This window comes from Streptomyces sp. DH12, assembly GCF_020873895.1.
Taxonomy (GTDB): Bacteria; Actinomycetota; Actinomycetes; order Streptomycetales; family Streptomycetaceae; genus Streptomyces.
In genome coordinates this window covers 174,083-199,839 of record NZ_JAHWGT010000002.1, presented here as the reverse complement: position 1 = coordinate 199,839, position 25,757 = coordinate 174,083, and the positions used below count along the sequence as shown (strand labels likewise).

Below are 25,757 nucleotides of genomic sequence, written 5' to 3'. Positions count from 1 at the left end.
GGCCTCCAGCGGGCTCCTGTGGGCGCCTCGCGCCAGATCCCCAGACCCGTACAGACAGCGAACACCAGCACCTGTACGGTCAACTGATCTTCGGCTTCAAGATCACCCCCCTGGTGATCTTGAAGCAATGATCTTGTGCCGGTGATCTTGAGTCAGTCGATCTTGGCTGCGAAGCCAGCGCGCGGCGCTCGACGCTCTCCGTCGGCGTGCTCGCCGCGGATCTCCAGCCGACTCGGCGCGAGCGTCAGCGTGATCGTCGTCAGCGAACCGCTTGACTTGGTTCCGACGCTGATCTTCGGAGTCTCAGTGATCTTCCCGACGTCGACGCCGTTGACGAGGACGCGCGTGACGATCACACCCTCTTCGCCCGTGTCGTCTGCCTCCTCCAGCACCACGTGTGCACCACTCATGGCTAGTCCTCCAGGGCCGGGTGTGTGGGCGTCGGGCGCGCAGTACGCACGCGCGTGAGGCCGGCTGCTGTGCCGCCCTCTGCGGCGCTCTTACGTCGGTGGTGCCAGGAGCACAGGAGCTGCAAGTTCGCGTCGCTGTGGTCGTCTCCTGGGGCGATGTGGTCGACGTCTGTGCCAGGCAGGCCACACTGTCGGCCGTCGCTGTACCTCGCCACACATACGCCCTTGTCGCGGCGCTTGATGCGGCGCACGATGCGCGGCCAGTCGCGCGGGAGACGCTGACGTCGGGTGCTTCCTTCCCACGCCATGATGCCTCCACGGTGCGCGCGAGTGCCCTACGCTGTGCGCCCATGCGGCACAGTGCCGCGATGCACAGGGGTGGGGAAATGAACAAGATCGGTACGTGCGTGGCGCTCGCCGTGGTGGCCAGTGCCCTCGTCGGGTGCTCGTCGCAGCGGGAGCCGGCGGTCACGGTGGAAGAGCTCAAGGAGGCGGCCAGCCAGGCAGCGCCAGCGGATCCGTCGCCGTCGCCATCCGCATCCGCATCCGCGGGGCCCGTGCTGCAGGTCGGCAAGACGGGACAGTTCGCGGACATCGAGACGGACGAGTACGGGGAGAACCCGAAGGAGGTCACGCGGTTCGCCATCACGGTCAAGGAAGCCGCGTACGTGGACGCTGCTGCCGTCGACGTGGGCACGCCCGCCGAGCACGGGCAGTACGTCCGCCTCACGCTGACGCTGAAGAACGTCGGCAAGGCGAACGGTAGCTTCGCCGGCTACGGCGCAATCAAGTGGGAGGACGCGACGACGGCCGCGCAGGACGCGACGACGCTGCACCTCCTTGACGGACCGGAGCTCGATACGGAGTACAAGCCGGGGCAGGCGGTGACTGGGTCCGTCGTCCTGGACGTCGCGCGCAAGGGCGGGACGCTGACGTATTGGGACAGCGCGAGCGAGGTCCCCGCGTTCAGTATTGCGCTGCCGAAGGGCTAGCCCATCCGCACGGGCGTCAGCGTCAGTTCGGTGTGGTCGACGTCGACCTCCAGCTTCCCGCCGTAGCTGTTCACGTCGAAGGGACCGAAGAGCCTCTGTTCGCCGGCTGCGAGCGTCGCCGTGCGCGGCGCCACAGCCTGGCCGTCGACGGTCTGGGCGATACGGAAGGTCACGGTACGGGCGACGGTGGAGCCCGTGTTCTTGACGATGATCCCGGTCCGGCCGTCGTTGATCATCACGTGGTGGCTCGTCGCGTCGCCGGTCGTCGTCGCAAGGGCGGCGCCCGCGCGCGTGGCCGTGGTCACTGGAACGTTAACTCTCGGCATGGTGCCTCCGTCGGTTCGGCCCTCCTCCGGGCCTCCGGCGGGGCATGGTCTACGTCGGGACGGCAGGATTCGAACCTGCGGCTCCCCGGTCCCAAACCGGGCGCTCTGACCGCTGAGCTACGTCCCGTAGCCACCCACCGTCAGAGCCGACCTGACGTCACGTGGGTGCGCGCCGATTTCTGCGGACCGTCGTCCGTCCGCCCACCTCCATGGCGCCAGGGTGGGTGTTGCCGTGATGTGCCCGCAACGGCTGTGGGGCAGTGATCGCGCGGCAACTCTGCACAGACGGGAGGGATCGAACCTCCGCGCACGGTTTTGGAGACCGTTGCTCTACCACTGAGCTACGTCCGCCCGGCGTCGGCCGGATATGCCCGACGCCCCGGGATATATGACCGTCCGCCCCTCCGGACCGTGAGGCCCGGGTGTTGGCCGTCGCGGGCATCGCCCCACGTCCTCTGACGCCCGGATCCTGGTCCGCTCACACGGTCCCCGCACACGTCAGCAGCGATCCCGGGAGGACTCGAACCTCCGCACCCGGCTCCGTAGGCCGGCGCTCTGTCCAACTGAGCTACGGGATCAAGGACGGCCGGCGCGCTGCGACCACGGCTCTACCCGGAGGAGAGTGCGGGGAGCCGCGGGAGCGCTGCCGACCGTCGGAGGGAGCGGGGCGCCGCGCCATTCGCCGGCGCCGCCTCGTCCTCCCTCACCTTAGTTATTGCCAGGGTGTGACAGTCTCGGGTGCGGGGTGAGTGTGCCGCGGAGACAGACTGAGGCCAAAAAGCCAAACTAACCCCCTTTTTCCTTTCCTTCTAACGCGCGTTAGAGAGAAATGAAATTAGGGGTTAGTTTGGCACTTTGGCACCCGATCGGCCACCTTCGAGTACCCAGAGTGGCAGCTCTCGGCATCTCCGTGACGCTGCGCAGTTATCCACAGGCTCGCTGTGGACGAGGAGGCGGGGCGTCCGACGATCGGAGCCGCCGCGCCCAGCCTGTCGACGGCTCCCGACTTCTGCGGAGGCTCCGAGTTGTTGTTATCAACTCGTGACCAAAGTCAGCTCCTCCGCCTCTTCGATGGCGGGCTTCACCCACTCGATCTCGATGCGTCGCTCTGCGCGCTCTCGCGCTGACCCACTCTTGCCGCCGGCCGGTGCTACGCGGATGTGGTCGACGAAGAGGGCCAAGAACGCGCGTCGGTCGTCGACGCCCCACCGGGCCCAGAGACCGTTCGCGGCAAACGGGTCGTCGTCCTCCAGCCACTCATCGAGGGGCAGCCGTGTCGACGTCGACGCTTGCGCTGTCAGTTCGGCGATGCGCTCCATACACCGGGCCTCGTGCGCCGCATACTTCGCCATCGTGGTCCGGAATGCCGCCCTGGCGGTGGGCCCGACGTAGGCGTCACGGTCCTCTGTAAGTGCCTTGATGCTCTCCTGCACGTGCTCCAACTGCGCCTCTTGCTCTGCGAGCTCCTCCGCGGCCTCCGGGCTCGCCCCCTGTACCGCGAACCGCTCCGCGGCTGCTGCGAGGAGTTCCAGGTCGTCGGGGTCCGACGGGTCTAGTGCGCTCAGACGGGCCCACACGCGCTCAGCGACGATCGCGTCCGCGAACTCCTGCGAGATGCGCAGGACGTGGCGCTCCTGATCCCCGACACGACGGCGGAGGTTGCAAACGTACGACTGGGCGGTCCTGGCCACGGTCATGCCGGCGTCGCACAGCCCACAGCGAAGGACGTTCCACGACCCGAGGAACGTGCGCTCGCCGGTCCGGTCTCGACGTTCCGCGGGTGCGCGGCCATCCAGGAACTTCTGAATCGAATACCACTGCGCGGGCGTCCGGAACCCTGTGTGCGGCTGTACAGGCTGCCCCTCCTCGTCGCGGAGGATCTCGCGCCGCTTCGTGTGCTGATTCACAGCTCCGATGGCGAATCCCGCGATTCGGGGATCACGGAGGATCCGCGTTACCACCGTCGCCGACCAGTCGTATTCGGCGTCATCTCCAGTACGCTTGCGACGCTTCGCGGCCGACGCCCTGAGTGCCTTCCCCTCCTCCTCTCCGAGATGTGCCATGGGCGTCCGCGCCTGCTTCCGAACTAGCTTGTCGGCGATGGCGGAGGGGTTGGTCCCATCCTCAGCCTGGCGGAGGATGAAATCCACGGTGTCGGCTGGCGTGGATTCCGGACCAACAGCATCCCCCGCAGCCGAAGACATCTTCCCGGGCCGGAGTGTGCGGATGGTGATCCCGTCGACGTTCACGGTGTCCACATCGAATCCGAACGGGACCGGTCCCGACGAGTGCGACCCCTTCGCCTTCAGCTTGGCGAAGGTGTCCCGAATGAACTTGCTCTTGTTCTTCGACTCCTGGTGCGCCAGGCCGGCGATGAGCGCAAAGAAGGCGACGCCGAACGGGTTATCGTCCGACGTGTTGATGAATGGCTCCTGCGTCGACACCAGCGCCACCCCGTGTCGAGCAAGCTCCTGTTGAATCTTCAGCGCTTCCGCCGCCCCCTGGCGCGTGAGTCGGGACAGCATGTAGATAACCACGACGTCGAACTTCTTCTTGCGCGCATCTTCCATGAGTCGCTCGAAGTCGGGCCGGAAGACGTTGGGGTCGTATCCTGAGAGGCCCACGTCTTCGTAGTGCCCGACGTGGCGCCAGTTGGTCTGGGAGTTGATGTATGCGATCCCCGTGTCCCGCTGCATCTTCGGTGACGCCTGGCTGTCCGTCTCGCTTTTGTGGCTCTGCCGCCCGTACGTGACTGCCCTGACCATGTCCTGATGATCCCTGTCCCCCAGGGCGATGAGCTCCATGGACGGAGCCTAGTGGCTCACTGGGTAGATTCGATACCGGTTCTGAAGAAGGCGTCGAACCCGAGGTCCTCGGTGGCCTTGGCGACGGTCAGCAGGGTGTCGTAGTCGGCGCCCTGCTGCGGTTCGGTGAAGATGCGAAGGTCCATGCGCCCATCCTGCACCTTCGAACACCGTCAACCACGCCGTGACGTACCGTGACCGCTTCGCCGGGCCGGTCGTTGGCCCGGCGGTGCCGGACCGCCCGGCCCGCGTGCCGGCGGCAGCCGCCGGCGCGTCGCCGACGTGCCGCCCTCCGCCGGGAGGGCCTTGGCCGAGGAGGCCGTGATGTCCCAGGAAGCCGTGCCGGAACAGGCCCTGTACGACGGAACCGTGTCCGCGCCGGGTGAGCCCGCCGAGCAGGGCGCGGGCGCCCCCGCGGGTCTGCTGCGGCAGATGGAGGAGCTGATGGCGGCGCTGACGGCCGACCTGTCGCAGCTCGACGCCGAGTTGCAGTCCTCGGCGGACCGGACCGGCGCGGGCGACCGGACCCACGGGGGCGGCGGGGCCGGCGGGGGCCCGACGGCCTGACGCCCTCCCCCGCCTCCACCCGACGGTCACGAACCCGCCGCCGAGTCCGCCGGGTCCGCGACGTCCACCCGCTCCGGGCGCGCCCCGTCGATCGGGCGCTCGCCCGTCGCGGGCCGCGGCGCGGACGCCCTGGGCGGCGCGCCGCCGCACTCCGTGCACCCCGGCCGGCCCGCGCGCCTGCCCGGCTGGCCGGCCGCCCCTCCGGGAGGTCTCGCGCGGTCGCCGACCGTGAGCCGGCGGAGCATGACGCGGACCCGGTCGCTGGACTCGTCGGCGGCGTCGATCGCGTCGATGCACTGCCAGTAGAGCCCTTCCTCGTCGGTGGCGCAGGCCACCCCGACGAGGGCGATGCCCACCTCCCCCAGCAGCACGCCCAGCGCGAGTAACGCGCCGTGCGGGTCGGAGATCCCGGACAGCTGCGCCGCGCGCGCCGCGCCCCGCCGCACCGGGTGGTCCGGTCCGGGCACGCCGCGGCCGCCGATCTCGCCGAGCCCGCGCGCGTCGCCCTTCAGCTCCTGCGGCCCGAAGAGGGCCAGGTGGTCGCCGATCGCCTGGGCGAGGCTCTGCGCCTGCCAGACGGACGCCATGACGTCCAACGCCCCCCGGCTCTCCGCGAGGTCACTCCGGCTGAGGGAGATGAGCCGCTCCGCATCCATGTACGCCGCCCCCGTTCGTACGACTTTCCGCTCACTGACTCACTACCCAGAGTGAGGCCATCCGAGCCGAAACACCAGGGGAATTCGGAAATCTGTGGACACGAAGCTCAGTTTGAATAAGTGGATCACTCCGAAGAGTGACGATCCGCCCTCGCGGACCGCCCCGGCGGCCGTCCCACCGGGAAGCGCCGCTCGTTCCTGTCGATCTTGGCGGAGAGCGCTGCCAGCGGGTCGACGCCGAGCGCCCCGCAGAACTGGAGCAGGTAGGCCAGCACGTCGGCGACCTCGTCGGCGACCCGGTGGGCGGTCTCCGGGTCGTCCATGACCCGGGCCGCCTCCTCGGGCGTCAACCACTGGAAGATCTCCAGCAGTTCGGCCGCCTCGACGCTCAGCGCCGCCGCCAGGTTCTTCGGGGTGTGGTAGGGCTGCCACTCGCGCGAGGCCGCGAACTCGGCCAGCCTGCGCTGCAGTCCCGCTACGTCCAGTTCCGTCACGGGGTCAGGTCTACCACCGTCGCCCCGGGGCACGCGCGGGCGGCCCCCGCGCCCGTCTCCCCCACCGCGCCGATCAGCCGCATGTGGCCGTCGGCGCAGATCGCGGCGGCGAGGGCGGTCAACTCGTGCGCCTGGCGGGCGTCGAGGCCCCGGTCGAAACCGTCCGCGAGGACCGTGAGCGCCTGCATCGGTCCGGGCACCTCGGCGGGTTGGTCGACGGCGAGGACGCCGGGCCCCGTCAGCAGCACCAGTCCGAGGGCCAGGTAGCGCAGTTCGCCGTCCCCGAGCCGGTCCAGCGGCGTGCCGGCGATCCGACCGCCCACCGCACCGCCGCCGACACCCCTGACGGCACCGCCGCCGACGCCCCCGGCCGCGGCCCCGCCGAATCCCCCGACCGCGCCGGTACCGGCACCGGGCGGCCTGCCCGCGCCCCGCCCCGCGCCCGGACCGGGTCCGCCGTCGCCCGCCGCGTGCCGCACCAGCAGCGCGCGTACCGTCCCGTCCGGCAGCGTCTCGGCGTCCACGCCCCGGACGGGGCCAGCGCACCCGGCCCGCGCCAGCGCCACCAGCCGCGCGTGCCGCCGGGCGCAGTCGGCGCGGGTGCGGTGCAGCACCTCGGCGAGGTTGTCGCAGCCGCGCCGCAGCCGGCCCTCGACGGGCGCGACGGGGGCGCGCATGAGCGAGGGGCGCGGGTCGCAGGCGAAGACCGACCGCAGCGCCATCAGCGTCTGCTCGGCCGCCGCGAGCACCCGCAGCTGGCCGTCGTCCTTCCCCGCCACGCGCAGCGGCAGCAGGGCGGTGGCCAGCCGGTCGTCGGGCAGCGGCGCGCGGGTCGCCGGGGCGGGGCCGGAGGTGTACCACTCGGCGTGCACCGAGCGGCGCCCCGGGTCGCGCAGCGCCGTGGCCAGCAGGGTGCGCCCGTCGCCACCCGTCAGCCGCTCGCCCACCACGCGCAGCCGCGGCTCGGCCTGGACGGCGAGGTCGAGCCGCACCGGCCCGGCCGGCCCGTCGGTGGTGCAGCCGACGCGGAAGCCGCGCCGCCCCTGCGCGTCCGCGGGAGCGCCCTCGGGCACACAGGCCCCGGGGTCCGGGAAGACCGTGTCCAGCGCGGCGCCCGCGCCGAGCCCGGCCAGCGCCTCGTACGCCTGGAGCGCCGCGGACTTGCCGCTTCCGCTCGGGCCGGTGAACAGCGTCAGCGGGCCGATCGGGAACACCGCGCCCCGGTGCGACCGGAAGGCGGACAGCCGCAGTTCGGTGACGACCGGGCGCACGGGGCGCGCGGCGGGCACGGCGCCGTCCGGGCGGCGCGCCCCGGGTAACGGGCGGGTGGGGCGGGCGGCGCGCACGGCGTGCCGGGCGTCGCGCGCGGCGTCCCCGCCGGCGCGGTCGCGCGTCGTGGTGGAGTCCATGGTCGGCCACCGTACGAGGGCGTCCCGGGGGCGCCCCGAGGGGAACCGTTCCGCCCGAACAGGCTTCCTACGAACGAGCTACGCGTGGGGGACGGCCGCGGCCGCCGCGCCCTCGACCTCCGTACCCGCCGGGGCGAGGAGGAAGACGTTCCGGTCGACCCGGTGCATGGCGCTGCCGAGACCGAAGACGACGCCGCTGCTGAAGTCCAGGATGCGCTTGGCGACGTCGGTCTCGGCGCTGGTCAGGTCCAGCAGCACCGGGACCTGCGCGACGAGGTACTCGGCGACCTCCCGCGCGTCCGCGAAGACCTGGACGCGCAGCACCACCATGCGGCGCTGCGCGACGGCCTCGGAGTCCTCGGGGAACATGCGGTGGTCGACCCTCGACGGCCATTCGTCGCGCCCCCGCAGCGGGACGACCTGCGCCAGGCCCTCCCACTGTTCGTCGGTGACGTCGTACCTCTCGTACCTACTCATGGACCCATCCTCGCCTCCCTCACCCGTTCGGCCCAACTGCGACACGGCGCGTGTACGGCGTGTCGGCATACCGGTTCGGCGACGGACGCCGCTCAGGCTCCCTGCTGCCCGGCCCGCACGGCGTGCCTACGATGGAAGGCGGAGGAACCACGCACTCCGACGGCATCCCGGCAGAACGGGCGGGAGGCGGCATGCGGTTCACGGACCGTGCGGACGCCGGTAGGCGGCTGGCCGCCGCCGTGGCGGCGCGGGACCCGCGCGACCCCGTCGTCCTCGGGCTGCCGCGCGGCGGGGTCCCCGTCGCCCACCGGGTGGCGGAGGCGCTCGGCGCGCCGCTGGACGTCCTGGTGGTGCGGAAGCTGGGGGTGCCGTCCCGTCCGGAGGTGGGCTTCGGCGCGATCGGCGAGGACGGCGTACGGATCGTCAACGACTCCGTCGTACGGGCCGCCGCGGTCGGCGAGCACGACCGGACGCGGGTGGAGGAGGCCGAGCGGGCGGTCCTGGAGGCGCGGCTGCGCCGGTACCGGCGCGACCGCGGCGCGGTGCCGCTGCGGGGGCGTACCGCCGTGCTGGTGGACGACGGGGTGGCGACGGGGTCGACCGCGCTGGCCGCCTGCCGGGTGGCGCGGGCGCACGGCGCGGTCCGGGTGGTGCTGGCCGTGCCGGTGGCCCCGCGCGAGGCGGTGGCGCTGCTGCGGCGGGAGGCGGACGAGGTGGTGTGCCTGGCGTCGCCCGACGGGTTCGGCTCGGTCGGCCAGTGGTACGACGACTTCACGCAGACGAGTGACGAGGAGGTCGCCGAACTGCTCGCCCGGCACGACCCGCCCGCGCCGGAGAACGGAACCGGAACCGGAACGGCGGGCGGAACCGGGAGCGGCGGCGGTGACGGGGGCGAGGGCAGGAGCGAAGGCGCGTCCCGCACCCTCGGCGGAGCCGGGCGGGGGGCGGGCACGGAGGTGGCGGACGGACCGGTCGAGGTGGTGGCCGACGGCGTACGCCTCGCCGGTGACCTGGTGCTGCCCGACCGCGCCGCGGGCGTCGTGGTCTTCGCGCACGGCAGCGGCAGCGGCCGTCTCAGCCCCCGCAACCGCGCCGTCGCCCGGGCGCTGCGGCGGGAGGGCCTGGGCACGCTGCTGTTCGACCTGCTCACCGAGGACGAGGGGAGGGACCGCGAGCGGGTCTTCGACGTCCCGCTGCTGGCCCGGCGGCTGGCCGGGGCGACGGCCTGGCTCCGCAGCGCCGGGACCCCGCCGGTCTGCTACTTCGGTGCCAGCACCGGCGCGGCGGCCGCGCTGGCCGCCGCCGCGGAGCCCGGCGCGGACGTCGCGGCCGTCGTCAGCCGCGGTGGCCGTCCGGACCTCGCCGGAGACCGGCTCGGCGACGTACGGGCGCCGGTGCTGCTGATCGTGGGCGGGGCGGACACGTCGGTACTGCCGCTGAACCGGTGGGCCGCCGGTCGGCTGCGCTGCGAGCACGCGCTGGAGGTGGTGCCGGGCGCGACGCACCTGTTCGAGGAGCCGGGGGCCATGGAGCGGGTCGAGCGGTCGGCCGCCGCCTGGTTCCTGGGCCACCTCCCGCGATCCGCGCCCCGGGGTGCGGGATGAGCACCGGAAGGGGGAGGTGCGGCGGCCCTCTTGCACCACCCCGGAAAGGGCCCACAGTGGAAGGGAAGGCGACGCCGGGAGGCTCCTTCCGGCGGTCACAGCCCGGGAGGCCGTCATGACGATGCACGCGCCGGCACGGGACGCCCCCGGCGCCCCCGCCCCCGTCGAGGTGCCGGGCCCGGGCGGGGAGCCGCCGACGGGGGCCGGGTCGATACCGTTGCTCGACCGGCGGGTCGGAGACGTGATGCGCACCCGGCTCGTCGCGGTCGCGGCCGAGGAGACGCTGCTCGTCTGCTGGGAGCTGTTCGAACGGACCGGCGAGCGGCACCTGCCCGTGGTCCTGCCCGACGGCCGCTGCGCCGGTGTGCTGGACCGGGCCGAGGTGGCGGCGGTGTGCGCGGCGCCCGCGGTGTCGCTGTCGCGGCGGTACGCGGGCGACCTCGCGCGCTGCCGGCGGTGCGTGGTGCTGCGCGAGCGGGACCCGGTGCGCCGCGCGGTGGACGTGCTGGACGCCAACGACTGCGACGCGCTGCCGGTGGTGACGGACGGCGGGACGCTGGCCGGGCTGCTGACGGCGGCCGACGTGGTGGCCGCGCTGGCCGGCCGCCGGGCCGCACCGCCACCCGGCACGGCCCCGGCGCCGCCGGCCCCGTACCCGGTGCTGCCCGGACTGGCGCCCCGGCGGGACACCGAGCGGGTGTCGCCGGTGCCGTGAACGGCCGACGCGCGCACAGGTTCCGGGGCCCGAACAGATGAGACCCGCGTGGGTGGACCCCGAGCGGGTGGGGACGAAGGACGCGGGGGACGGACGACACGGGGGCGAAGGAGGTGGCGCGGTGACGAGGACACCAGGACCCGAGCCGGAGCGGACCGGGCAGGCCGGGCGGCCCGAGGAGACCAGAAGGCCCGAACGGCCGGGACGGACCGGGCGGCCCGAACGGACCGGACGGCCCGGACGCGAGCGCGCAGAGGAGACCACCGGCACCCCGCGCACGGCCGGACGGCCCGGGGTGAAGCCCGGCCCGGCGGCCGGCGGGCGCGGCGGCACCGCCGGTGGGCGGCTGCCCGCGCACGGGGCGGGGAGCGGCACGCGGACCGGGCGAGCGGCGTCGTCATGGCGGGAGCGGCCCGTACGGACGATCCGGGTCCGGTCCCTCTTCGGCTGACGGCCGCCGGCCCGGCGCCTCCCCGCCGGCCGGCCGGGGCTCAGACGGTGAAGGGGCGTTCGGCGAGGAACGCCTCCGGCGGGTGGCCGGACACGTGGAGGTTCGGGCTCTGGTTCGCCGGCATCCGGCGCAGGATCGCCCGGTGGAAGGCGCGGTGGTCGCCGCGGAAGGCGCCCCGGTCCCACACGTCCAGCAGCGTCCCGGTGAAGGCGCCGTTCACCCGGCCGTCGGAGGCGAGCTGGTTGTCCTGGCAGGCGGAGATCAGCACCGCGTCGGCCGGGCGGACGCCGCCGGTGCGCAACTCCCGTCGGAGGCCGTGGAAGAAGTCCTTGTCCCGCTGGTAGAGGGCGCCCTGCCGGGCGAGGGGCATGAGGCGGGACGCCGCCTCGACGCCCTCGGGGTCCGCCGTGCCGAACTGGGCGTCCAGGGCCTCGGGCCTCAGCAGCTCCCGCACCTCGATGCCGGTGCCGCTGTGGCAGCAGTCGAGCACGACCAGGATCCGCACGCCCGTGGCGCACCGGGCGAGCTCGCGGTTGAGCTCGTCGTCCAGGAGCTGCCGGTCGTACAGCACCAGCGTCTCGTCCAGGGCGTCCGGCTCGTCGCCCGCGCCCGTGTCGTCGGGTACCTGCCCGCCGTGGCCGGAGTACGTGACGAGCAGCGCGTCGCCGTCGCGGAGCCGGTCCGCCGCGGCGCGCAGGGCGGCGGTGACGTTCTCGACGGTGCCGTCGGCGCCGAGCAGCACCGTGTCGGAGAAGCCGGCGGCGCGGGCGAGGGCCGCCATGTCGCGGGCGTCGTTCTCGCAGGCGGCCAGCCGCCCGTCCCAGCCGTCGTAGCGGGCGGGGTCGACGGTGTTGAGGCCGATGTGCAGGGAAAGGCCGGCAGCGGCCATGGGGGGCTCCTCGCGGGGGCTGCGGACGTCGGCCGATCGGTCGCCGGCCGATCGGTCGCCGGTCGTCAGGCACCGGTCGTCAGGCACCAGTCGTCTGGCACCGGTCGTCAGGCACCAGTCGTCTGGCACCAGTCGTCTGGCACCGGTCGTCTGGCACCGGTCGTCCGCATGCCTTCCGTGCGCGGCGGCCGGGCCAACCTCGCGTACGGCGGCCGGACCGCGAATCCGCCTGAACGGCCCGCCCCGGGGGTGCGCTGATGGGGTGGCGTGGGGGGCCGTGCCGTTGGGGGCAGGCGAGCGCGCGGTACTGGTCAGATCATGACCCCATCCGATGATCGGGACGGGCCTGTGGGCCGCGGCGAGCCGGGCGACGGAGCCGGTCCCGAGGGCCGCCGCCGCGGGCCGGACGGCGGGGCGGAACCGGAGGGCCGGGCCGGGGCGCTCGCCGACCGCAGCGGGTACGACGAGGCGTTCCTCGGGCCCCTGGTGCCGCTGCCGCGCCTGGCAGCGGCCGGCGTGGAGACGGTCGTCCTGCCGTACACGCACTTCAGCGTGGTGCTGCGGCCGGACCGGCGGCTCGCGGCGGCCACCGCCGTGTGCGTCGACGGCGGGCGGCTGGTGGAGGACGTGCCGCGCGACGACGTGTGGCGGTACGACCCGCGCGTCGCGGAGGACTGGCAGGCGGGACCGGAGGTGTACCGGGACAACTCCCTGGACCGGGGCCATCTCGTGCGCCGCCTCGACCCGGTGTGGGGCGCCGTCGCCGTGGCCCACCGCGCCGACGCCGACACGTTCCACTACACGAACGCCGCGCCGCAGGCCGACGTGTTCAACCAGGGCAAGCAGGTGTGGCAGGGGCTGGAGAACCACCTCCTCGACCACGCCGCGCGGCACGACCGCAAGCTCACCGTGCTGACCGGTCCGGTGCTGCACGACGCGGACCCGCCCTACCGGGGTGTGCAGGTGCCGCTGCGCTTCTGGAAGGTCGCCGCCTTCGTCCACGAGGGGCGGCTCGCGGCGACGGCGTACGTCCTCGACCAGAGCCCCGACCTGACGCGCGACGCGGACCGGGCGCTGGCCGGCGCGGTGCCCGGCGCCCCTCCGCCGCTGGGCGCCTTCCGGACGTACCAGGTGCCGGTCGCGGACGTGGCCCTGCTGACCGGACTGGACCTCGGGCCCCTGCCGGGCGCCGACCTGATGCCGGCGGCGCGCTCCCCGGAGTCGCGGTGGCGGCGGCTGGAGGCACCCGACGAGACCGTGATGGACATCTGAGGCGCGGGAGGCCCGATGCGACCCCGGATCGTGTACGTCCACGGCAGCGGCCCCAAGCCGCGTGCCGAACTGCTCAGGTCGCAGTGGGACCGGGCGCTGTTCGGGCACGACGCGGGGAGCGTGTCGCACCTGGCGTACTGGGCGCCGGTGCTGCGGCCCGACACCCTTCCCGACGCCGTCTGTGACCCGCTGGAGGGCCGGCCCGGCGCGGTCGCCGAGGCCGAAGCGGAGGCCGGGGCCGAAGCCGAAGCGGAAGCGGAAGCGGAAGCGGAAGCGGCGGCGGACGCTGGGCCGCCGGCGCGGCAGCCGGCCCTGGAGGACCCCGCCCACTTCGCGGCCCGCACCGCCTCGGGGGCCGCCGCGCGGACGGCCCGCACCCGGGCCGCCGGCACGGTCCCGGCCGCCGGGGCCGGTCCCGCGCCGGCCGGTGCCCGCGGCGGGGCGCCGCTCGGCGGGTGGCTGCACGGCATGACGTACCTGGCCGAGGCGCTCGCCCTCGCCGAGGAGCCGCGCCCCGGGCGGGGCGCCGAGCCGCTGCCGCGGGCTTTGCCCCTGCCCCGGCCCGCCCGCACGGCGCTGTTCCGGCAGCTGGTCCGGCACTCCTTCGAGGACGTGCACGCGTACTTCTTCGGCGGCGCCGGACCCGCGGTGCGGCAGGTCGTGTCGGACACGCTGGACGCCGCCGCCGACGCCCGCGACCGGGACGGCGGCGGGCCGCTCGTCGTGGTCGGGCACAGCCTGGGCAGCATCGCGGCGTACGAGGTGCTGGCCTCGCGGGACATCCCCGTCGACCTGTTCGTGACGCTCGGCTCGCCCCTCGCGGTCCGGGAGGTGCAGGACCTGCTGGACGCGCCGCCCGCGGTCCCACCGGGGGTACGGCTGTGGCTGAACGCCTCCGACGCCCGCGACCTGGTGGCGCTGGACCACACCATGCGGCCCGAGTACGGCCCGCCCGGCCGGGTCACCGACCTGCTGGTCGTCAACGGCAGCGAGAACCACCACGGTGCGTGCGAGTACCTCGCCGACCCGCTCGTGCGGGAGCCGGTCCGCCGGGTCCTCGACCGGATTGCATGACCCCCGCCCTGGTGTGACCATGACGATAGGGGCCGGAGGGAGGCACGGCGAACGGGAGGGCGACCGGCGGGCGGCGAGACCTGGCAGGTGCTGAATGCCGTTGGAGACCCCCGAGTGGGACGAGGTCACCGAGTGGGCGCGTGAGTACCTGCTCGACTCCACCGACCCGCACGCGCAGCTCCGCAGGGCCGGTCTCCCGGCCGACTTCGTCGCCGACCTGCCCCTCACCTCCGTCAGCTCGCACAACGCCCGCGCGCTGGTGTACGCCTCGCGCCGGACCATCACCGGGCAGGTGCGGCTCCTGCGGGCACTGGTCCGGGACGACCGGCTGCGCAACCTGCCGGACGTCACGGTCGCCGAGAAGTTCCTGGCGCAGCTGGAGCGGGACGCCGCGCTCCACGACGCGCAGGACGTGTTCCGCACCTGCGTGCTGCGCGGCGGCGGCGAGGTGTTCCTCGACCGCGACGGCCTGCGGGAGACGCTGCGGGCGTTCGTGGCGGACGCGCACAAGTCGGTGCTCCTCGTCGACGGCGAGCCGGACAGCGGCCGCTCGTACACGTACTCCCTCATCCGGTACGTCGCGCAGCACCGCGGCTTCCGCCCGGCCCGCATCATGCTGGGGCCGACGACGACCGCGACCAAGGTGGTGCGGCGCCTCGCCGCGTTCGTCGCCGACCCCCGCGCCGGGGCCGCGCCGCCCGTCCCGACGGGGCTGGACGACCCGCTGCCCGCGCTGGACGAGGCGGTGCACTGGGTGGTGTGCCAGGCCACCGGCGCGGAGGACCTGTTCTGGTTCGTGCTGGACGACTGCGACCGGCTCGATCCGGGTTCCGACGTGTGGGACCTCATCGGGCAACTGGCGCTCGCCATCTACGAGCACGAGCCGGTGCGGCGCGAACAGGCCCCCCGGCTGGTCCTCCTCGGCTACGGCCCCGCCATGCGCCAGCTCCCGCACGACCTGCGCCACAGCCTGTGCGTGGACCGGGCCCGGCCCGCCGGACCGGCCGACGTGCGGGCCTTCTTCGACCGGTACCTGCGCGAGCAGCCGCCGCCCTCGCTGGCCGGTCTCGCCGCCGGGGAGCGGGACGCCGCCCTGGCCGGGCTGGTCGACGTGGCCGTGGAGGAGGTCCTCGCGGCGGCCGGCGGGAACGGCGCGGGCGTCGGGAGTGACGGGAGCGGCGCGGGCGTCGGGGACGGCGGTGCGGCGCAGGGAGGCGGGGGCGGCGCGGCGGGCGAGAGCTACATGCGCCGGCTCGGCACGGCGGTGGAGGGAGCGGTCCGTGTCTGCCAATCCCTCTGACGGCCCCGGCCGGTCGGCCGTGGACGCCGGCGCCGCCGCCGCGCTCGCCGAGGTGTTCCGCTCGCGGCTGCGGGAGGAGCTGCGGCCCGCCGCCGGCCCCCCGGACGCCGTGGCGGACGCCCGGCTCGGCTACCGCCGGGCGGCCTGCCTGCTCACCTCGTTCGACCCGAGGCGGCTGCGGCTGCCGGGGATGCCCGAACCGACCGGCCGGGCCCTGACGGAGCTGACCGCGGACTGCACGGCGACCGGTGTGGCCGACAGCCCCGAGTGGTCGCTGAAGCCGGAGGTGCGGGAGGCGGCGCTGCGCTCCTTCACCGGGCCGGCCGAGGCGCTGCGCGCGCTGGAGGACAACCTGCCGGCCGCTTCGGGGGAGCCCGGGCCCGAGGCGGTCTGCCGGGACGTGCTGCGCGGTCGGGCGCCGCGCACGACCGGGGTGGGGCCGGACGAACTCGCCGACGTGCTCCAGGCGGTGCTGTGGCTGTCGGAGGTGCCCGGCGTGAGCGGGCTGCCGGACGCGCGCGTCGTGCGGCGGGAGCTGGAACTCGCCCGGCTCCTCCAGCCGCTGGAACGCCTGGCGGCCGTGCCGTTCGTCGGGCGGACGCAGGAGCTGGAGGAGCTGCGCCGGTACGTGCGCGAGCCGGCGGGCGGGCCGGACGGCGGGGCGTCCGTACCGCCGCCGCTGGTGGTGCACGGGCCGGGCGGGGCGGGCAAGAGCACGCTCCTCGCCCGGTTCCTGACGGACGGCCTGCGCGCCGGGACGGCCGGCGGCGGCACGGGGGGCGGCGCGGGCGGCGGAGTGCGGGACTTCCCGTTCCCGTTCGCGTACGTGGACTTCGAGCGGCCGACGCTGTCGGTGCACGAGCCGGTGACGCTGGTCGGGGAGGTGGCCCGCCAGCTGGGCGTGCAGTACCCGGCGCACCGGGCGGCGCTGGACGCGATCGCCGACGAGTGCCAGGAGGCCGCGCGCGGGCAGCGGGTGGAGGAGGAGCGGGTCGTCGAGCTGAACCGGCTGGCGGCCACCCGGGCGGGGGCGGGACGCCGCTCCTCGCAGCAGTTCATGCTCACGGCGAGCGAACGCGAGAGCGGGCTGGCCCGCCGGGTCGCGGAGGTGCTGCGGCGGGCGGTGGCGCCGGCCGACCCGCCGTTCGTGCTGGTCGTCGAGTCCTTCGAGGCGGCCCAGTACCGCGGGTCGCCGGCGCTGGGCCGGATGTGGGCGGTGTTCCTCGCGATGCACGGGGCCTATCCGCGCGTACGGGCCGTCGTCTCGGGCCGGGCGCCCGTAGCGCACCCGGCGGCCGGGGCGCGGCCGCGGGAGATCGAGCTGGGGGACCTCGACCCCGGTGCCTCCGTCGACCTGCTCCTGGCCTGCGGGGTCCGCGACCCGGAGCTGGCCCGGGTCCTCGCCGAGCGGGTGGGCGGGCACCCGCTCAGCCTGCGGCTGGCGGCGCGGGCCGCCGCGCTGGCCGGCGGCGACGCCGCCGGCGCGCGGGAGCTGATCGGCAGTCTGCCGGCGCGGCGGCGGGACTTCTTCCGCCGCGTGGACCGGCTGCTCGTGCAGGGCGTCCTGTACGAGCGGATCCTCCAGCACGTCCCCGACGCCGACGTGCGGCGCCTGGCCCGCGGCGCGCTCGTGCTGCGGCTCGTCACGCCGGACGTCGTGCGGGAGGTGCTGGCCGGACCGTGCGGGGTCCGGGTCGCCGGACCGGAGGAGGCGCGGCGCCTGTTCGCGGCCCTGTCCCGGCTGGACCTTGTGGAGCCGGCGGGCCCGTCGGCGCTGCGGGTGCGGTCGGACGTACGGGCCATCATGCTGCGGCTGGCCGCGGACGACCCGGCGTCCGTCGCGCGGGAGGTGGAGCGGCGGGCCGTGGCGTACTACGCCGGGCGGGAGGGGGTGGAGGCGCGGGCCGAGGAGATCTACCACCGGCTGCGGCTCGACGAGGACCCGCGGGCCGTGGAGGAGCGGTGGCTGCCGGGTGTCGAGCGGCTGCTGGAGGGGGCGCAGGACGAGCTGGGTCCGCGCGCGGCGGCGCTGCTCGGCGCGCACCGGGACCGCGGCGGGGCGTCGGAGCTGGTGATGGCCGAGGCCGACCAGGAGGACTGGGAGCGGATGGCCGCCCGGGAGGTGGGTGATCTGCTGTCGCAGGGGTTCACCGACGCGGCGCTGGCGCGGCTGGCCGAGCGCCGCCCGTGGACGGCGTGCAGCACGCTGCACCCGCTGCTCGCCGAGGCCCTGGAGGCGGCGGGGCGGCGCGCCGAGGCCCGGCGCGCCGCGTCCGACGCGGCGGACGCGGCGCACGGGGCGGGCTGCCCGGAACGGGAACTGGAACTGCTGCTCCTCTCGGCGCGGCTCGCCGAGCGCGACGGCGACCTCGACAGCGCCGACCGGGAGCTGCGGTCGGCGGAGGACGTGGCGATCGGGCTCGGCCACGACCTGGAGGCCGTGGGCACGCTGCTCGCCCGCGCGCGGCTCGCCGAGGCGGCGGACCTGCCGGGCCGGGACGCGGACGCGCGGCTGGCGCGCCGGCTGCGCCAGGTGCCGGACGAGGTGCTGGCCCACCAGCCGACGCTGGTGCGGGAGGCGGCGTCCCAGGTGTACGGGCTGGACGAACGGGTCCTGCACCACGCCCTGGAGCTGGTGGGGCTGCCGGAGGGCGACGAGGTGGTGCGGGTCCTCGGCACCGGGCTGCGGCGCGCCGCCCGGCGCGACCCGGGGCTGCTGCCCGCGCTGATGGAGGTGCTGCGGACGGCGGCGGGCGCCCCGGACGCCCGGGGGACCACCGGCCGGGCGCCCGCGGCCGCGTCCGGGCCCGCGGCGGGCACCGGGACCGGAGATCCACCGCCACCGCCGCCGCCGCTGTCGCCACCGCCGCCGCCGTCACCGTCACCGCTGGGGTCACCGCCGCCGTCTCCGTCTCCGTCTCCGATGGACGTCACCGGCATCCTCCGGCTGGTGCGGGAGCGGGGCGCGCTGGACGACCTGGCGCGGCGGCTGCTGGTGCTGCGTGACGAGGGCGGCGAGATAGCGGCCTGCGTGGCCGCCGCCCTGCGGGTCGGCGCGGAGGGTGGTGGAGGAGCGTGACCGCGTACCTGTCGCCGGAGGAACTGCTCGCCCTGCGGGACGCGGCCGTGGACGCCGGGCTCGCCGACCCGGCGGTGCGCCCGCTGCTCTTCCAGGGGATCATGCCGCGCTACCGGAGCACCCTGCCGCTGCTGGCCGCGCCGGGGCTCCAGGTGCAGTCCGACCTGGCGGAGATGAACCGCGTCGAGCGGCTGGTGGACGGTTCGGTGCCGTTGGAGACCTGGTTGCGCAACGCGGTCGCGCAGACCGCGGCGGCGGCGCCGGTCGCCGTGTTCCAGCGGGCCCTGGACGACGTGGCGCGCGGCGCGAACGGCGAGCCGGACGTCCTGGCGGACCGGCCCGTCCCGGAGGTCAAGGAGGAGATCGTCCACCGGGACGACACCGTGCCGTTCGGGTTCCTGCGCGGCGGCGACGCGGCGGGCGCGGCGGTGGCGCGGTTGAAGGTACCGCCGTACGAAGGCGGGCAGCCGCTCCAGCCGAACGGCTTCCCCCACGCGGGCACGGGCTGGCTGGTCGCGCCGGACCTGCTGGTCACCAACCACCACGTCGTCAACGCCCGGTCGGCCGCGGGCGGCGGGCGGGTCGTGGCAGGCCCCGACGACCTGCTGGCGCAGGCCCGCCACGCGCGGGCGAGGTTCGACTACGAGAGCGAGGACACCGAGACGGCGGAGGTCGCCGTACGGGAACTGGTCGCCGCCGACGCCGACCTGGACTACGCGGTGCTGCGGCTGGCGGAGGCCCCGGCGCGGCCGCTGCTGCGGCTCGCGGGCCGGACGCTGCGGGTCGCGGCGGGCGAGGTGGTGGCCGTCAACATCATCCAGCACCCGGGGGGCGCGCCGAAGCGGGTCGCGCTCCGCAACAACCTCGTGTTCGACGCGGACGACCGGGACCTGCGCTACTTCACGGACACGCGCGGCGGGTCGTCCGGCTCCCCGGTACTGACGGACGACTGGCGGGTGGTGGCGCTGCACCGGGGCGCCCGCCGCGTGGAGAACGTCCGCTTCCAGGGCCGGGACACCGCGTTCGTCAACGTCGGCACGCAGATGACGGCCGTCATGGCGCACCTCGCGGAACACGCCCCGGCGGTGCACGGAGAGATCGGCGCGGCCCAGCACGGCTGAGCGCGCCACCTGGCGGGAGACCGGCTCGAGAAGGGGGCGCGTCGAGGCGGAAGGGAGCCGGGGCGGGCGGAAGGAGCGGAGACGAGAGGGGCCGGAGACGAGAGGAGGACGACATGGGCAGCCGTAGCGGGTCACCGGTCGCGGCCGGACCCGGACAGATCTTCGCCGACCCGGGGGCCGTGGCGGAGCGGGTGCGGCGGCGTCTGGCGCGGGAGGTGCCGGAGTCGGCGTACGAGCCGCCGGCGGACGAGGCGCCGGGCGAGCACGTCGCCCGGTTCGCCGAGCGGGAGCGGGAGCGGGTACTGGAGGCGGGGGCGCGGGGGCTGGAGAAGCTCGCCGCGGGCCGGGACGACGAGATCGGCGACGACGAGTCGTTCGGCATGGAGGCGATCGTCCTGCTGGAGGGCCGTCCGGCGATCCTCGTGCAGGGCGCGGACTTCCCGCCGCAGGAGGGCGACTGGGCGGTGCTGAACGGTCACCGGGCGGCGATCCGCGCCTCGCTGTCGCGCGTGGGCAGGGTCGACGTGTCCGGGCACGTCAGCCTCGACTGGGTGGGCACCGCCTTCCTCGTCGGGCCCGACGTCGTCATGACGAACCGGCACGTCGCCCTGGAGTTCGCCGCGGCCGGCGACCGGCGGGACGCGTGGACGTTCCGGCCGGGCCTGGGCGCGGCGCTGGACCTGGCGCGCGAGTACGGCGCGCTGCCGGGCGCCGGCGGTCCGGCGTACACGGTCACGGACGTCCTGGGCGTCCACCCGGACGTCGACCTGGCGCTGCTGAGGGTCGAACCGGGGCCGGGCGGCGCGCCGCTGCCGGCGCCGCTGGCCGTCGCGGCGGACGCCCCGGCCGATCTGCCGGGCCGCCCGGTGTACGTGGTGGGCCACCCGGCGTGGGACGGCCGGCGCAACGAGCCCGAGTCGATGCGCCGGATCTTCATGGACGTCTACAACGTGAAGCGGCTCCAGCCGGGCACGGCGAACGCGTTGGCGACGGAGCGGAACGTGCTGACGCACGACTGCTCGACGCTGGGCGGCAACAGCGGCTCGCCGGTCTTCGACCTGGCCGACCACCGCGTCCTCGGCCTGCACTTCGGCGGCCGGTACGGGTTCGGCAACTACGCGGTACCGCTGTGGTCGATGCTCGACGACCCGCTGGTACGGCAGGCGGGCATCAACTACGTCTGAACGCCGCGTGCGGCGCCGAGCACCGCGGCGGGGGCGGGCGGGACGGGCCGCTTCCCCGTGCCCCGGAGCCGCTCGGCTCCGGGGCACGGGTACCGGCCGGATCAGCGGCCGGTGCCGCCGGTCGCGGCCCCGCGGCGGCGCACCACGACGGCGCCGACCGCCACGGCACCCGCCACCGCGGCGGCCCCGGCGGCCGCCCCGGCGACCCCGCCGAACCCACCGGTCGCACCGGACCCACCGGACCCGGCCGTGTCGGACGCGGTCGCACGCGACGCGGCCGTGCCCCTCTGCGGGGACGCGGCGGCCACGGACGCGGCCGGGGTCGCGGGTACGACCCGATCCCCGCTCGCCGCGGCCGGCGCGGCGGGCGCCGCAGGAGAGGCCGGGGTGCCCGCGGGCACGGTGACCTCCCGCTGGGCTCGGCCCAGTCCGGGGTGCCCCACCTCGACCGTGACCTGCCACCGGCCCGGCGGCAGCGCCTCGACCGTCGTGTACCCGGTGGGGGTGCCGGTGGCGCGGACGAGCCGCCACGGGCCGAGCGCGGTCCGACCGTCGCCGCTGACGGCGTTGACGGTCGCGCCGACCCGCTCGTCGACGGGGTCTCCGTCGCCCGCCCAGGTGACGTCCGCGGTGACGTGCCCGGACGGCTGCGCGGTGACGTCGACCTCCAGGGCGCCGCCGTGCGCGAGGGCGGCGCCCGCGCCGGTCAGCCACAGGGCGGACCCGGCCAGCGCGGCGACCACGGCGGCGAGCGGGGCGCGGGTGCGGGCCGTGCGGGTGCGGGCGGTACGGGTGCGGGCGGTACGGGTGCGGGTCACGGCTGCTGCACCGTCCACACCTGGGCGGCGGCGCCCGCCGCGTGCTGGAGCTCGATCAGCCAGGAGCCGTGGTAGGGCCGGTTGCTGACGCCCAGGACGTACCGGCTGTCGCCCGCGGACACCGTGACACCGCTGCCGTTGCCGCCGCGGGCGATCCGCCACTGCTGCGACGCGACCGCGCGGCAGGGCTGCTGGGCCACCCACATCCCGGCGGAGGCCGTGCCGCCGAGTTGGAGGCACTTGCCGGAGACGGCCGAGCGGATCCGGGTGTACCCGGCGCCCGCGTCGTCGAAGTACCACTGCTGCTGCGCGTAGCCGTTGCGCGGCGAGCCGACCAGGACGGTGCCGTCGGCGGTGCGGCCGCCCCAGACCTCGGCGGCGTTGCCGGTGGCGCCATTGGCGAGGACGTAGCGGGTGCCCGGCACCGGGGTGGCGCCCCCGCCGCCGGCGGTGCGGAACGACGCGGCCCTGCCGGGGGCGGTGTCGCGGCCGGAGGCGTCACGCACGGAGACGGCGACCGTGTGGGCGGTGTCCGGCTTCAGGTTGTACAGGCGGGCGCTGGGCGTGTTCACCCAGCCGATGGGGCGGCCGTCGAGGTGCACCTGGTACCAGGCGGCGCCGGCGACCGCGCGCCAGCTGACGACGGCGGAGTCCTGCGCGATCTGGCCGACGGTGACGTCCGGGCCGGTCGTCCCGCCGGTGCCGCCGGTCGGGGACGGCGTCGGGGTCGGGGTGGGGTTCGGGTTGGGCGTCGGGCCGGGGCCGTTGCCCTTGTGACCCATGAGGAACTGGTTGTCGGCGACGTTCCAGTGGGTGGCGAGGTAGCTGCCGGGCCTGGGGTTGGTGTGGAAGTAGTCGTCGTGGTTGCAGTCGAGCCGGTTCTCGTACGCCCGGTCGCCGCACACCGTGCGCATCTTCGGGTAGTACGGGGTGTCCGAGTAGCACATGACGTCCCACTCGTCGGTGCAGTGGGCGCCGCGGCTGGTGTTGGGCGCGCTGTTGTTCACCGCGCCGAGGTTGTGGCCCAGTTCGTGGGCGGCGGTGTGGCCGCCCCAGCAGCCGGAGTCGGTACGGCCGTAGGAGGGACCGAAGTTGCTCAGGTTGTTCTGGCCGGGGCGCTCGTCACCGGCGAAGGTGCCGATGCCGCAGTAGACCTGCGAGTCCGCGAAGATCATGTACTTGCGGTCGCGGCGGTCCAGGCCCTTGGCGGCCAGCGCGCGGTTGGTGGCGCCGAACTCGGCGAGGGCGGAAGCCGGTACCTCGATGTTGAGGACGGTGGGGGTGCAGTCGGCTGCCGTCACGTAGCGGATGTGGCGGACGCCGCCGGTGTCCCGGGCGCTCTCGGAGTAGATGACGTCGGCGTCGGCGGCCCACTTGCGGAAGGACGGCAGGTACCGGGCGTACCGGTCCTGGCCGGGGGCGTGGACGTAGACGACCTGGACGCGGTTGCCGGTGGCGCCGTCGCCGTCGCACTGGACGGTCTGCCCGGCGGGTCCCTGGGCGGCGGCGCGGTCGGTGGCGGCGGGGGTGGCGGCGGGCGGCTGCGGGTTCGCCTTGCGCGGCAGCGCGGACGCGTCCAGGGCCGGGGTGGTCACGGCCCTCTCACCGGCCGGAGCCTGGTCCGGGGCGGGGGCGGGGTCCTCGGTGGTGGCCGGGTCCTCGGCGGGGGCGGCGGGCTTCACCGCCGGCGGGGTGTCCTTCTTGATGTCGACACCGGGCGGCGGGGCGTCGGGGCCGTGCGTGCAGTGGCCGCTCGCCGTGCGGTAGACGCCCTCGCAGGTGTCGTCCTTCGGGGCGGGCTTGAGTCCCTTGTAGACGAGGCCCTTCGCGGGCTCGTCCTCGGGGACCTCGGTGATCGGCTCCGGCTCCTCGTCACGGGTCGGCTCGGCGGCCGGCTCGGGGGCGGCGCTCGGGGAGGCCGCCGCGGGCGCCGCGGGAGCGGGGGCGGCGACGCCCCCCGCCGCCGTGCCGCCGGGCTCGTACACCCCCTGGTACGCGACCACTCCGACGGTCGCCAGGAGGGCGACGGCGGCGGTCGCGAATATGAGGCGGCGTGGCTTCCGGGCCGGACTCTTCTTCATTCTTCGTCGTGCGGACACGTTCGTGCACCTTTCCTTGGTCCTTGGTCAGAGGACGGTGCGCGGAAGCCTGCCAGAGGAGAATTCCGGCAAACGAGACCAGCGGAACGAGTCCATTCCGTAATCGGGTAGCGCGAATTGACGAACCGTCAACGGCCTTGCGCAACAAGGGAGTTACGCGCGTCGAACGCGAGTGGTCCAGTCCTGTCCGGTGATGTCGTGATCAAATCGAGATAAGGCGTCGCGCTATTGGAGAAGGTGTCAACGGAATGAGTCACTCCGCCCGCGCGTACCGATTACGGGCCGTACGGAAAGGCCGCAGGATTGGTGCAGACCTTCGGCCGTCTTCGACCGCCTTCTGCCGCCTTCTGCCGCCTTCGACCGTCGAGGGCCTTCGGTCGTCAGGAGTCTTCGGACTCTTGGACTCTCAGATCGAACAGCTCGGCCGCGTTGCGCCACAGGACGCGTTCCAGCTCGGCCGGCGCGAAGTGGGCGTCGCGGATCACGCCGAGGGAGACGCAGGGGTCGATGAGCGTGGAGTCCGTCCCGAAGAGGATGCGCTCGACGGGCACCCCGACCTCCCGGGCGTACGCGATCCGGCCCGCGTCGGTGGCGGTGCGGCAGTGCTCCAGGTACAGCCGGTCACAGGCCGCCGCCGCCCGTGCGGCCTCCCGCCAGGCGTCGCCGCCGGCGTGGCCCACGATGACGCGCAGGCCGGGCCGGGCCTCGACGAGCTCCGGCAGCAGGGCGACCTCGTCACCCCACGTGTGCAGCAGCAGCGGTACGCCCGCCTCGGCGACCAGGTCGAACGCCGCGGCCATCTCCGGCGACCCGGGCAGCCGGCCCGGGTAGTGCGTGTGGATCTTCACCCCGACGAACCGCCCGGTGTCGAGGCAGCGCCGCAGGTCGGCGGCGCTCTCGTCGATGCGGTTGGGGTTGACCACGGCGTACCCGTGGAGCCTCGGCCGGGTGGCGAGCGCCTTGTACAGGGCGGCGTTGCCCGCCACCGCGTCGTACACCACGGCCTCGGACGCGGACACCAGCTGGTGGTCGATGCCGTACCGGTCCATCAGCCGCAGGTTCGCGTCCGCGTCACCGGCCGTCAGGTGGAACTGCCAGCGGCCCACGTGGGCGTGCACATCGATGATCGGCATCAGGCGAGCAGCTCCTCGACGTTCCTCGTGGCGATCGCGGCGCGGTCGTCGCCCGGGATCCGCGCGTACCGCAGCCTCAGTGTCTGGGGCGAGAGGTCCATGAAGGGCGTGCGGGAGCCGAAGACGAGGTGGCGGGCGCCCACCGACTCCACGGCCCGTTCGATCGAATCGGGCCCGGACAGCAGCCGGGTGGTCGCCCGGAAGCCGGGCTCGTCACGGGCGAGGAGGAGGAAGTCGGCGAGCAGGTACGCGTGGAGGTCGAGGAAGACGACGTCCGCGCCGCACCCGGTGAGGGGCGGGCCGAAGCGGCGCGGGTCGCCGTCGTGGAGGAGCACCATGCCCCGTTCGACGGCGAGGCCCACGACCCTGCGGTATCCGGGGAAGTCCGGCTCGGCACCCTGGTCGACGGTGAACAGGCGCAGGAACCGCACGCCCGCGGCGCCCAGCTCGTCCAGCCTCGCCTCGGCGGTGAGCGCGTCCCGCAGGTCCACGGTGCCCACGGGGCGCAGCTCGGGGCAGTCCGCGAGGTCGCGGACCGTCTCGGCGTTCCCGCCGGCGTCGTCGTAGAGGGCGCCGCGCGTGGAGAGGGCGAGCGCCCCGGCGACGGGCGAGGCGGCGAGGTGCGCGCGGAGCTCGGCGAGGCCGGTGTCGCGGTCGTGGCGCGGCCAGGGGCCGTACAGCACGTCGACGTCCCAGCCGACGTACTCCTCCGGCGCGGTCTCCAGCCACGGATACGCGCCACCCGACGCGGACGCGCTCGGTGCCGGGGCGGTCGGTGCCGGGGCGGTCGCGGCGGGGAGGGGGGCGGCCCGCGGCCCTTCGCATGGGGGCATCGGGGCCGTCCTCTCCGGTCGGGGCGCACTTGCGGTCCGGACCGAAACTA

At 75.0% G+C, this 25,757-nt stretch carries 22 protein-coding genes, 3 tRNA genes and 2 pseudogenes; 11 read left to right on the top strand and 16 right to left on the bottom strand.

The genetic code is table 11. From position 1 onward, the window contains the following. Positions 1-152 precede the first annotated feature (152 nt). Positions 153-395: a hypothetical protein gene (locus LPA54_RS02465; protein ID WP_228973384.1), complete on the bottom strand. Its 243-nt coding sequence runs from the start codon at positions 393-395 to the stop codon at positions 153-155. 401 nt (positions 396-796) lie between these two features. Here LPA54_RS02465 and LPA54_RS02460 point away from each other — a divergent pair, with 401 nt between their 5' ends. After that, on the top strand, positions 797-1,402 hold the full coding sequence (locus LPA54_RS02460; RefSeq protein WP_228973383.1) for a hypothetical protein: 606 nt from the start codon (positions 797-799) through the stop codon (positions 1,400-1,402). Here the strand turns inward: LPA54_RS02460 and LPA54_RS02455 are convergent. From LPA54_RS02455 to LPA54_RS02430, 6 genes and pseudogenes are all read right to left on the bottom strand, one after another. Beyond that, complete coding sequence (locus LPA54_RS02455; protein WP_228973382.1) at positions 1,399-1,707, bottom strand: hypothetical protein; 309 nt, start codon at positions 1,705-1,707, stop codon at positions 1,399-1,401. The two genes, LPA54_RS02460 and LPA54_RS02455, sit on opposite strands and share 4 nt — an antisense overlap. A 75-nt stretch (positions 1,708-1,782) precedes the next feature. Continuing rightward, positions 1,783-1,855, bottom strand: a tRNA-Pro gene (locus LPA54_RS02450). 153 nt (positions 1,856-2,008) lie between these two features. Continuing rightward, positions 2,009-2,079 (bottom strand) — tRNA-Trp (locus tag LPA54_RS02445). 154 nt (positions 2,080-2,233) lie between these two features. Continuing rightward, a tRNA-Arg gene (locus LPA54_RS02440) sits at positions 2,234-2,306 on the bottom strand. Between the two features lie 456 nt (positions 2,307-2,762). Continuing rightward, positions 2,763-4,532: a recombinase family protein gene (locus tag LPA54_RS02435; RefSeq protein WP_228973381.1), complete on the bottom strand. Its 1,770-nt coding sequence runs from the start codon at positions 4,530-4,532 to the stop codon at positions 2,763-2,765. A gap of 38 nt (positions 4,533-4,570) precedes the next feature. Beyond that, positions 4,571-4,678: pseudogene (locus LPA54_RS02430) on the bottom strand (LLM class F420-dependent oxidoreductase); the annotation flags it as partial. Positions 4,679-4,856: 178 nt separating this feature from the next. Here LPA54_RS02430 and LPA54_RS02425 point away from each other — a divergent pair. Further along, complete coding sequence (locus tag LPA54_RS02425; RefSeq protein WP_228973380.1) at positions 4,857-5,099, top strand: hypothetical protein; 243 nt, start codon at positions 4,857-4,859, stop codon at positions 5,097-5,099. Positions 5,100-5,329: 230 nt separating this feature from the next. Here LPA54_RS02425 and LPA54_RS02420 read toward each other — a convergent pair. The 4 genes and pseudogenes from LPA54_RS02420 to LPA54_RS02405 all read right to left on the bottom strand — a co-directional run. Then, a pseudogene (locus LPA54_RS02420) lies at positions 5,330-5,755 on the bottom strand (DUF6099 family protein); the annotation flags it as partial. 125 nt (positions 5,756-5,880) lie between these two features. Next, positions 5,881-6,249, bottom strand: a complete 369-nt coding sequence (locus LPA54_RS02415) for a nucleotide pyrophosphohydrolase (protein ID WP_228973379.1) — start codon at positions 6,247-6,249, stop codon at positions 5,881-5,883. Beyond that, entirely contained in the window at positions 6,246-7,658 is a 1,413-nt protein-coding gene (locus LPA54_RS02410; RefSeq protein WP_228973378.1) for an ATP-binding protein, read from the bottom strand. Before LPA54_RS02410 ends, LPA54_RS02415 begins: the two co-directional genes overlap by 4 nt. A gap of 78 nt (positions 7,659-7,736) precedes the next feature. Continuing rightward, positions 7,737-8,135 (bottom strand): cell division protein SepF, encoded by a 399-nt coding sequence (locus LPA54_RS02405; protein WP_228973377.1) that lies wholly within the window; start codon positions 8,133-8,135, stop codon positions 7,737-7,739. A 191-nt stretch (positions 8,136-8,326) separates the two neighbouring features. On the opposite strand from LPA54_RS02405, the gene LPA54_RS02400 reads away from it, so the two are divergent. The 3 genes from LPA54_RS02400 (at position 8,327) to LPA54_RS02390 (ending at position 10,905) form a co-directional block, all read left to right on the top strand. Beyond that, the gene (locus LPA54_RS02400) at positions 8,327-9,739 is read left to right on the top strand and encodes a phosphoribosyltransferase family protein (protein ID WP_228973376.1); all 1,413 of its coding nucleotides are present in this window, start codon (positions 8,327-8,329) and stop codon (positions 9,737-9,739) included. A 115-nt stretch (positions 9,740-9,854) separates the two neighbouring features. After that, positions 9,855-10,454, top strand: a complete 600-nt coding sequence (locus tag LPA54_RS02395; protein ID WP_228973375.1) for an HPP family protein — start codon at positions 9,855-9,857, stop codon at positions 10,452-10,454. 121 nt (positions 10,455-10,575) lie between these two features. Then, a complete protein-coding gene (locus LPA54_RS02390; RefSeq protein ID WP_228973374.1) occupies positions 10,576-10,905 on the top strand; it encodes a hypothetical protein in 330 nt (109 codons plus the stop codon). A gap of 40 nt (positions 10,906-10,945) precedes the next feature. Here the strand turns inward: LPA54_RS02390 and LPA54_RS02385 are convergent, their stop codons facing one another. Then, complete coding sequence (locus tag LPA54_RS02385) at positions 10,946-11,794, bottom strand: caspase family protein (protein WP_228973373.1); 849 nt, start codon at positions 11,792-11,794, stop codon at positions 10,946-10,948. A 318-nt stretch (positions 11,795-12,112) separates the two neighbouring features. Between LPA54_RS02385 and LPA54_RS02380 the strand changes: the two genes are divergently transcribed. The 6 genes from LPA54_RS02380 (at position 12,113) to LPA54_RS02350 (ending at position 20,824) form a co-directional block, all read left to right on the top strand. Continuing rightward, positions 12,113-13,066, top strand: a complete 954-nt coding sequence (locus tag LPA54_RS02380; RefSeq protein WP_228973372.1) for a DNA/RNA non-specific endonuclease — start codon at positions 12,113-12,115, stop codon at positions 13,064-13,066. A 15-nt stretch (positions 13,067-13,081) separates the two neighbouring features. Then, positions 13,082-14,140 (top strand): hypothetical protein, encoded by a 1,059-nt coding sequence (locus tag LPA54_RS02375; RefSeq protein WP_228973371.1) that lies wholly within the window; start codon positions 13,082-13,084, stop codon positions 14,138-14,140. A 94-nt stretch (positions 14,141-14,234) separates the two neighbouring features. Further along, on the top strand, positions 14,235-15,440 hold the full coding sequence (locus tag LPA54_RS02370) for a hypothetical protein (RefSeq protein ID WP_228973370.1): 1,206 nt from the start codon (positions 14,235-14,237) through the stop codon (positions 15,438-15,440). Continuing rightward, the gene (locus LPA54_RS02360; protein WP_308112787.1) at positions 15,421-18,519 is read left to right on the top strand and encodes an ATP-binding protein; all 3,099 of its coding nucleotides are present in this window, start codon (positions 15,421-15,423) and stop codon (positions 18,517-18,519) included. Before LPA54_RS02370 ends, LPA54_RS02360 begins: the two co-directional genes overlap by 20 nt. Further along, positions 18,516-19,640 carry a trypsin-like peptidase domain-containing protein gene (locus LPA54_RS02355; protein ID WP_228973369.1) on the top strand — a complete coding sequence of 375 codons (1,125 nt, stop codon included), beginning with the start codon at positions 18,516-18,518 and terminating at the stop codon, positions 19,638-19,640. The genes LPA54_RS02360 and LPA54_RS02355 overlap by 4 nt, the downstream gene beginning before the upstream one ends. Positions 19,641-19,753: 113 nt before the next feature. After that, on the top strand, positions 19,754-20,824 hold the full coding sequence (locus LPA54_RS02350; protein ID WP_228973368.1) for a serine protease: 1,071 nt from the start codon (positions 19,754-19,756) through the stop codon (positions 20,822-20,824). A 101-nt stretch (positions 20,825-20,925) separates the two neighbouring features. Here LPA54_RS02350 and LPA54_RS02345 read toward each other — a convergent pair whose 3' ends face one another. The 4 genes from LPA54_RS02345 to LPA54_RS02325 all read right to left on the bottom strand — a co-directional run bounded on the left by LPA54_RS02345 (position 20,926) and on the right by LPA54_RS02325 (position 25,707). After that, positions 20,926-21,642, bottom strand: coding sequence for a hypothetical protein (locus LPA54_RS02345; protein WP_228973367.1), 717 nt, complete (start codon positions 21,640-21,642; stop codon positions 20,926-20,928). Then, on the bottom strand, positions 21,639-23,723 hold the full coding sequence (locus LPA54_RS42160) for an RICIN domain-containing protein (RefSeq protein ID WP_267486661.1): 2,085 nt from the start codon (positions 23,721-23,723) through the stop codon (positions 21,639-21,641). Before LPA54_RS42160 ends, LPA54_RS02345 begins: the two co-directional genes overlap by 4 nt. A gap of 398 nt (positions 23,724-24,121) precedes the next feature. Further along, entirely contained in the window at positions 24,122-24,874 is a 753-nt protein-coding gene (locus LPA54_RS02330; RefSeq protein WP_228973366.1) for an amidohydrolase family protein, read from the bottom strand. Next, complete coding sequence (locus LPA54_RS02325) at positions 24,874-25,707, bottom strand: amidohydrolase family protein (RefSeq protein ID WP_228973365.1); 834 nt, start codon at positions 25,705-25,707, stop codon at positions 24,874-24,876. The genes LPA54_RS02330 and LPA54_RS02325 overlap by 1 nt, the downstream gene beginning before the upstream one ends. Between the last annotated feature and the right edge of the window lie 50 nt (positions 25,708-25,757).

Bases quoted from the DNA above. Each gene is read 5' to 3' on its own strand.
- LPA54_RS02350 (WP_228973368.1), top strand. From the start codon at position 19,754: ATGGGCAGCCGTAGCGGGTCACCGGTCGCGGCCGGACCCGGACAGATC.
- LPA54_RS02405 (WP_228973377.1), bottom strand. From the start codon at position 8,135: ATGAGTAGGTACGAGAGGTACGACGTCACCGACGAACAGTGGGAGGGC.
- LPA54_RS02370 (WP_228973370.1), top strand. From the start codon at position 14,235: ATGCCGTTGGAGACCCCCGAGTGGGACGAGGTCACCGAGTGGGCGCGT.
- LPA54_RS02400 (WP_228973376.1), top strand. From the start codon at position 8,327: ATGCGGTTCACGGACCGTGCGGACGCCGGTAGGCGGCTGGCCGCCGCC.
- LPA54_RS02330 (WP_228973366.1), bottom strand. From the start codon at position 24,874: ATGCCGATCATCGATGTGCACGCCCACGTGGGCCGCTGGCAGTTCCAC.
- LPA54_RS02425 (WP_228973380.1), top strand. From the start codon at position 4,857: ATGTCCCAGGAAGCCGTGCCGGAACAGGCCCTGTACGACGGAACCGTG.
- LPA54_RS02380 (WP_228973372.1), top strand. From the start codon at position 12,113: ATGACCCCATCCGATGATCGGGACGGGCCTGTGGGCCGCGGCGAGCCG.
- LPA54_RS02395 (WP_228973375.1), top strand. From the start codon at position 9,855: ATGACGATGCACGCGCCGGCACGGGACGCCCCCGGCGCCCCCGCCCCC.
- LPA54_RS02460 (WP_228973383.1), top strand. From the start codon at position 797: ATGAACAAGATCGGTACGTGCGTGGCGCTCGCCGTGGTGGCCAGTGCC.
- LPA54_RS02325 (WP_228973365.1), bottom strand. From the start codon at position 25,707: ATGCCCCCATGCGAAGGGCCGCGGGCCGCCCCCCTCCCCGCCGCGACC.
- LPA54_RS02375 (WP_228973371.1), top strand. From the start codon at position 13,082: ATGCGACCCCGGATCGTGTACGTCCACGGCAGCGGCCCCAAGCCGCGT.
- LPA54_RS02385 (WP_228973373.1), bottom strand. From the start codon at position 11,794: ATGGCCGCTGCCGGCCTTTCCCTGCACATCGGCCTCAACACCGTCGAC.
- LPA54_RS02410 (WP_228973378.1), bottom strand. From the start codon at position 7,658: ATGGACTCCACCACGACGCGCGACCGCGCCGGCGGGGACGCCGCGCGC.
- LPA54_RS02435 (WP_228973381.1), bottom strand. From the start codon at position 4,532: ATGGAGCTCATCGCCCTGGGGGACAGGGATCATCAGGACATGGTCAGG.
- LPA54_RS42160 (WP_267486661.1), bottom strand. From the start codon at position 23,723: ATGAAGAAGAGTCCGGCCCGGAAGCCACGCCGCCTCATATTCGCGACC.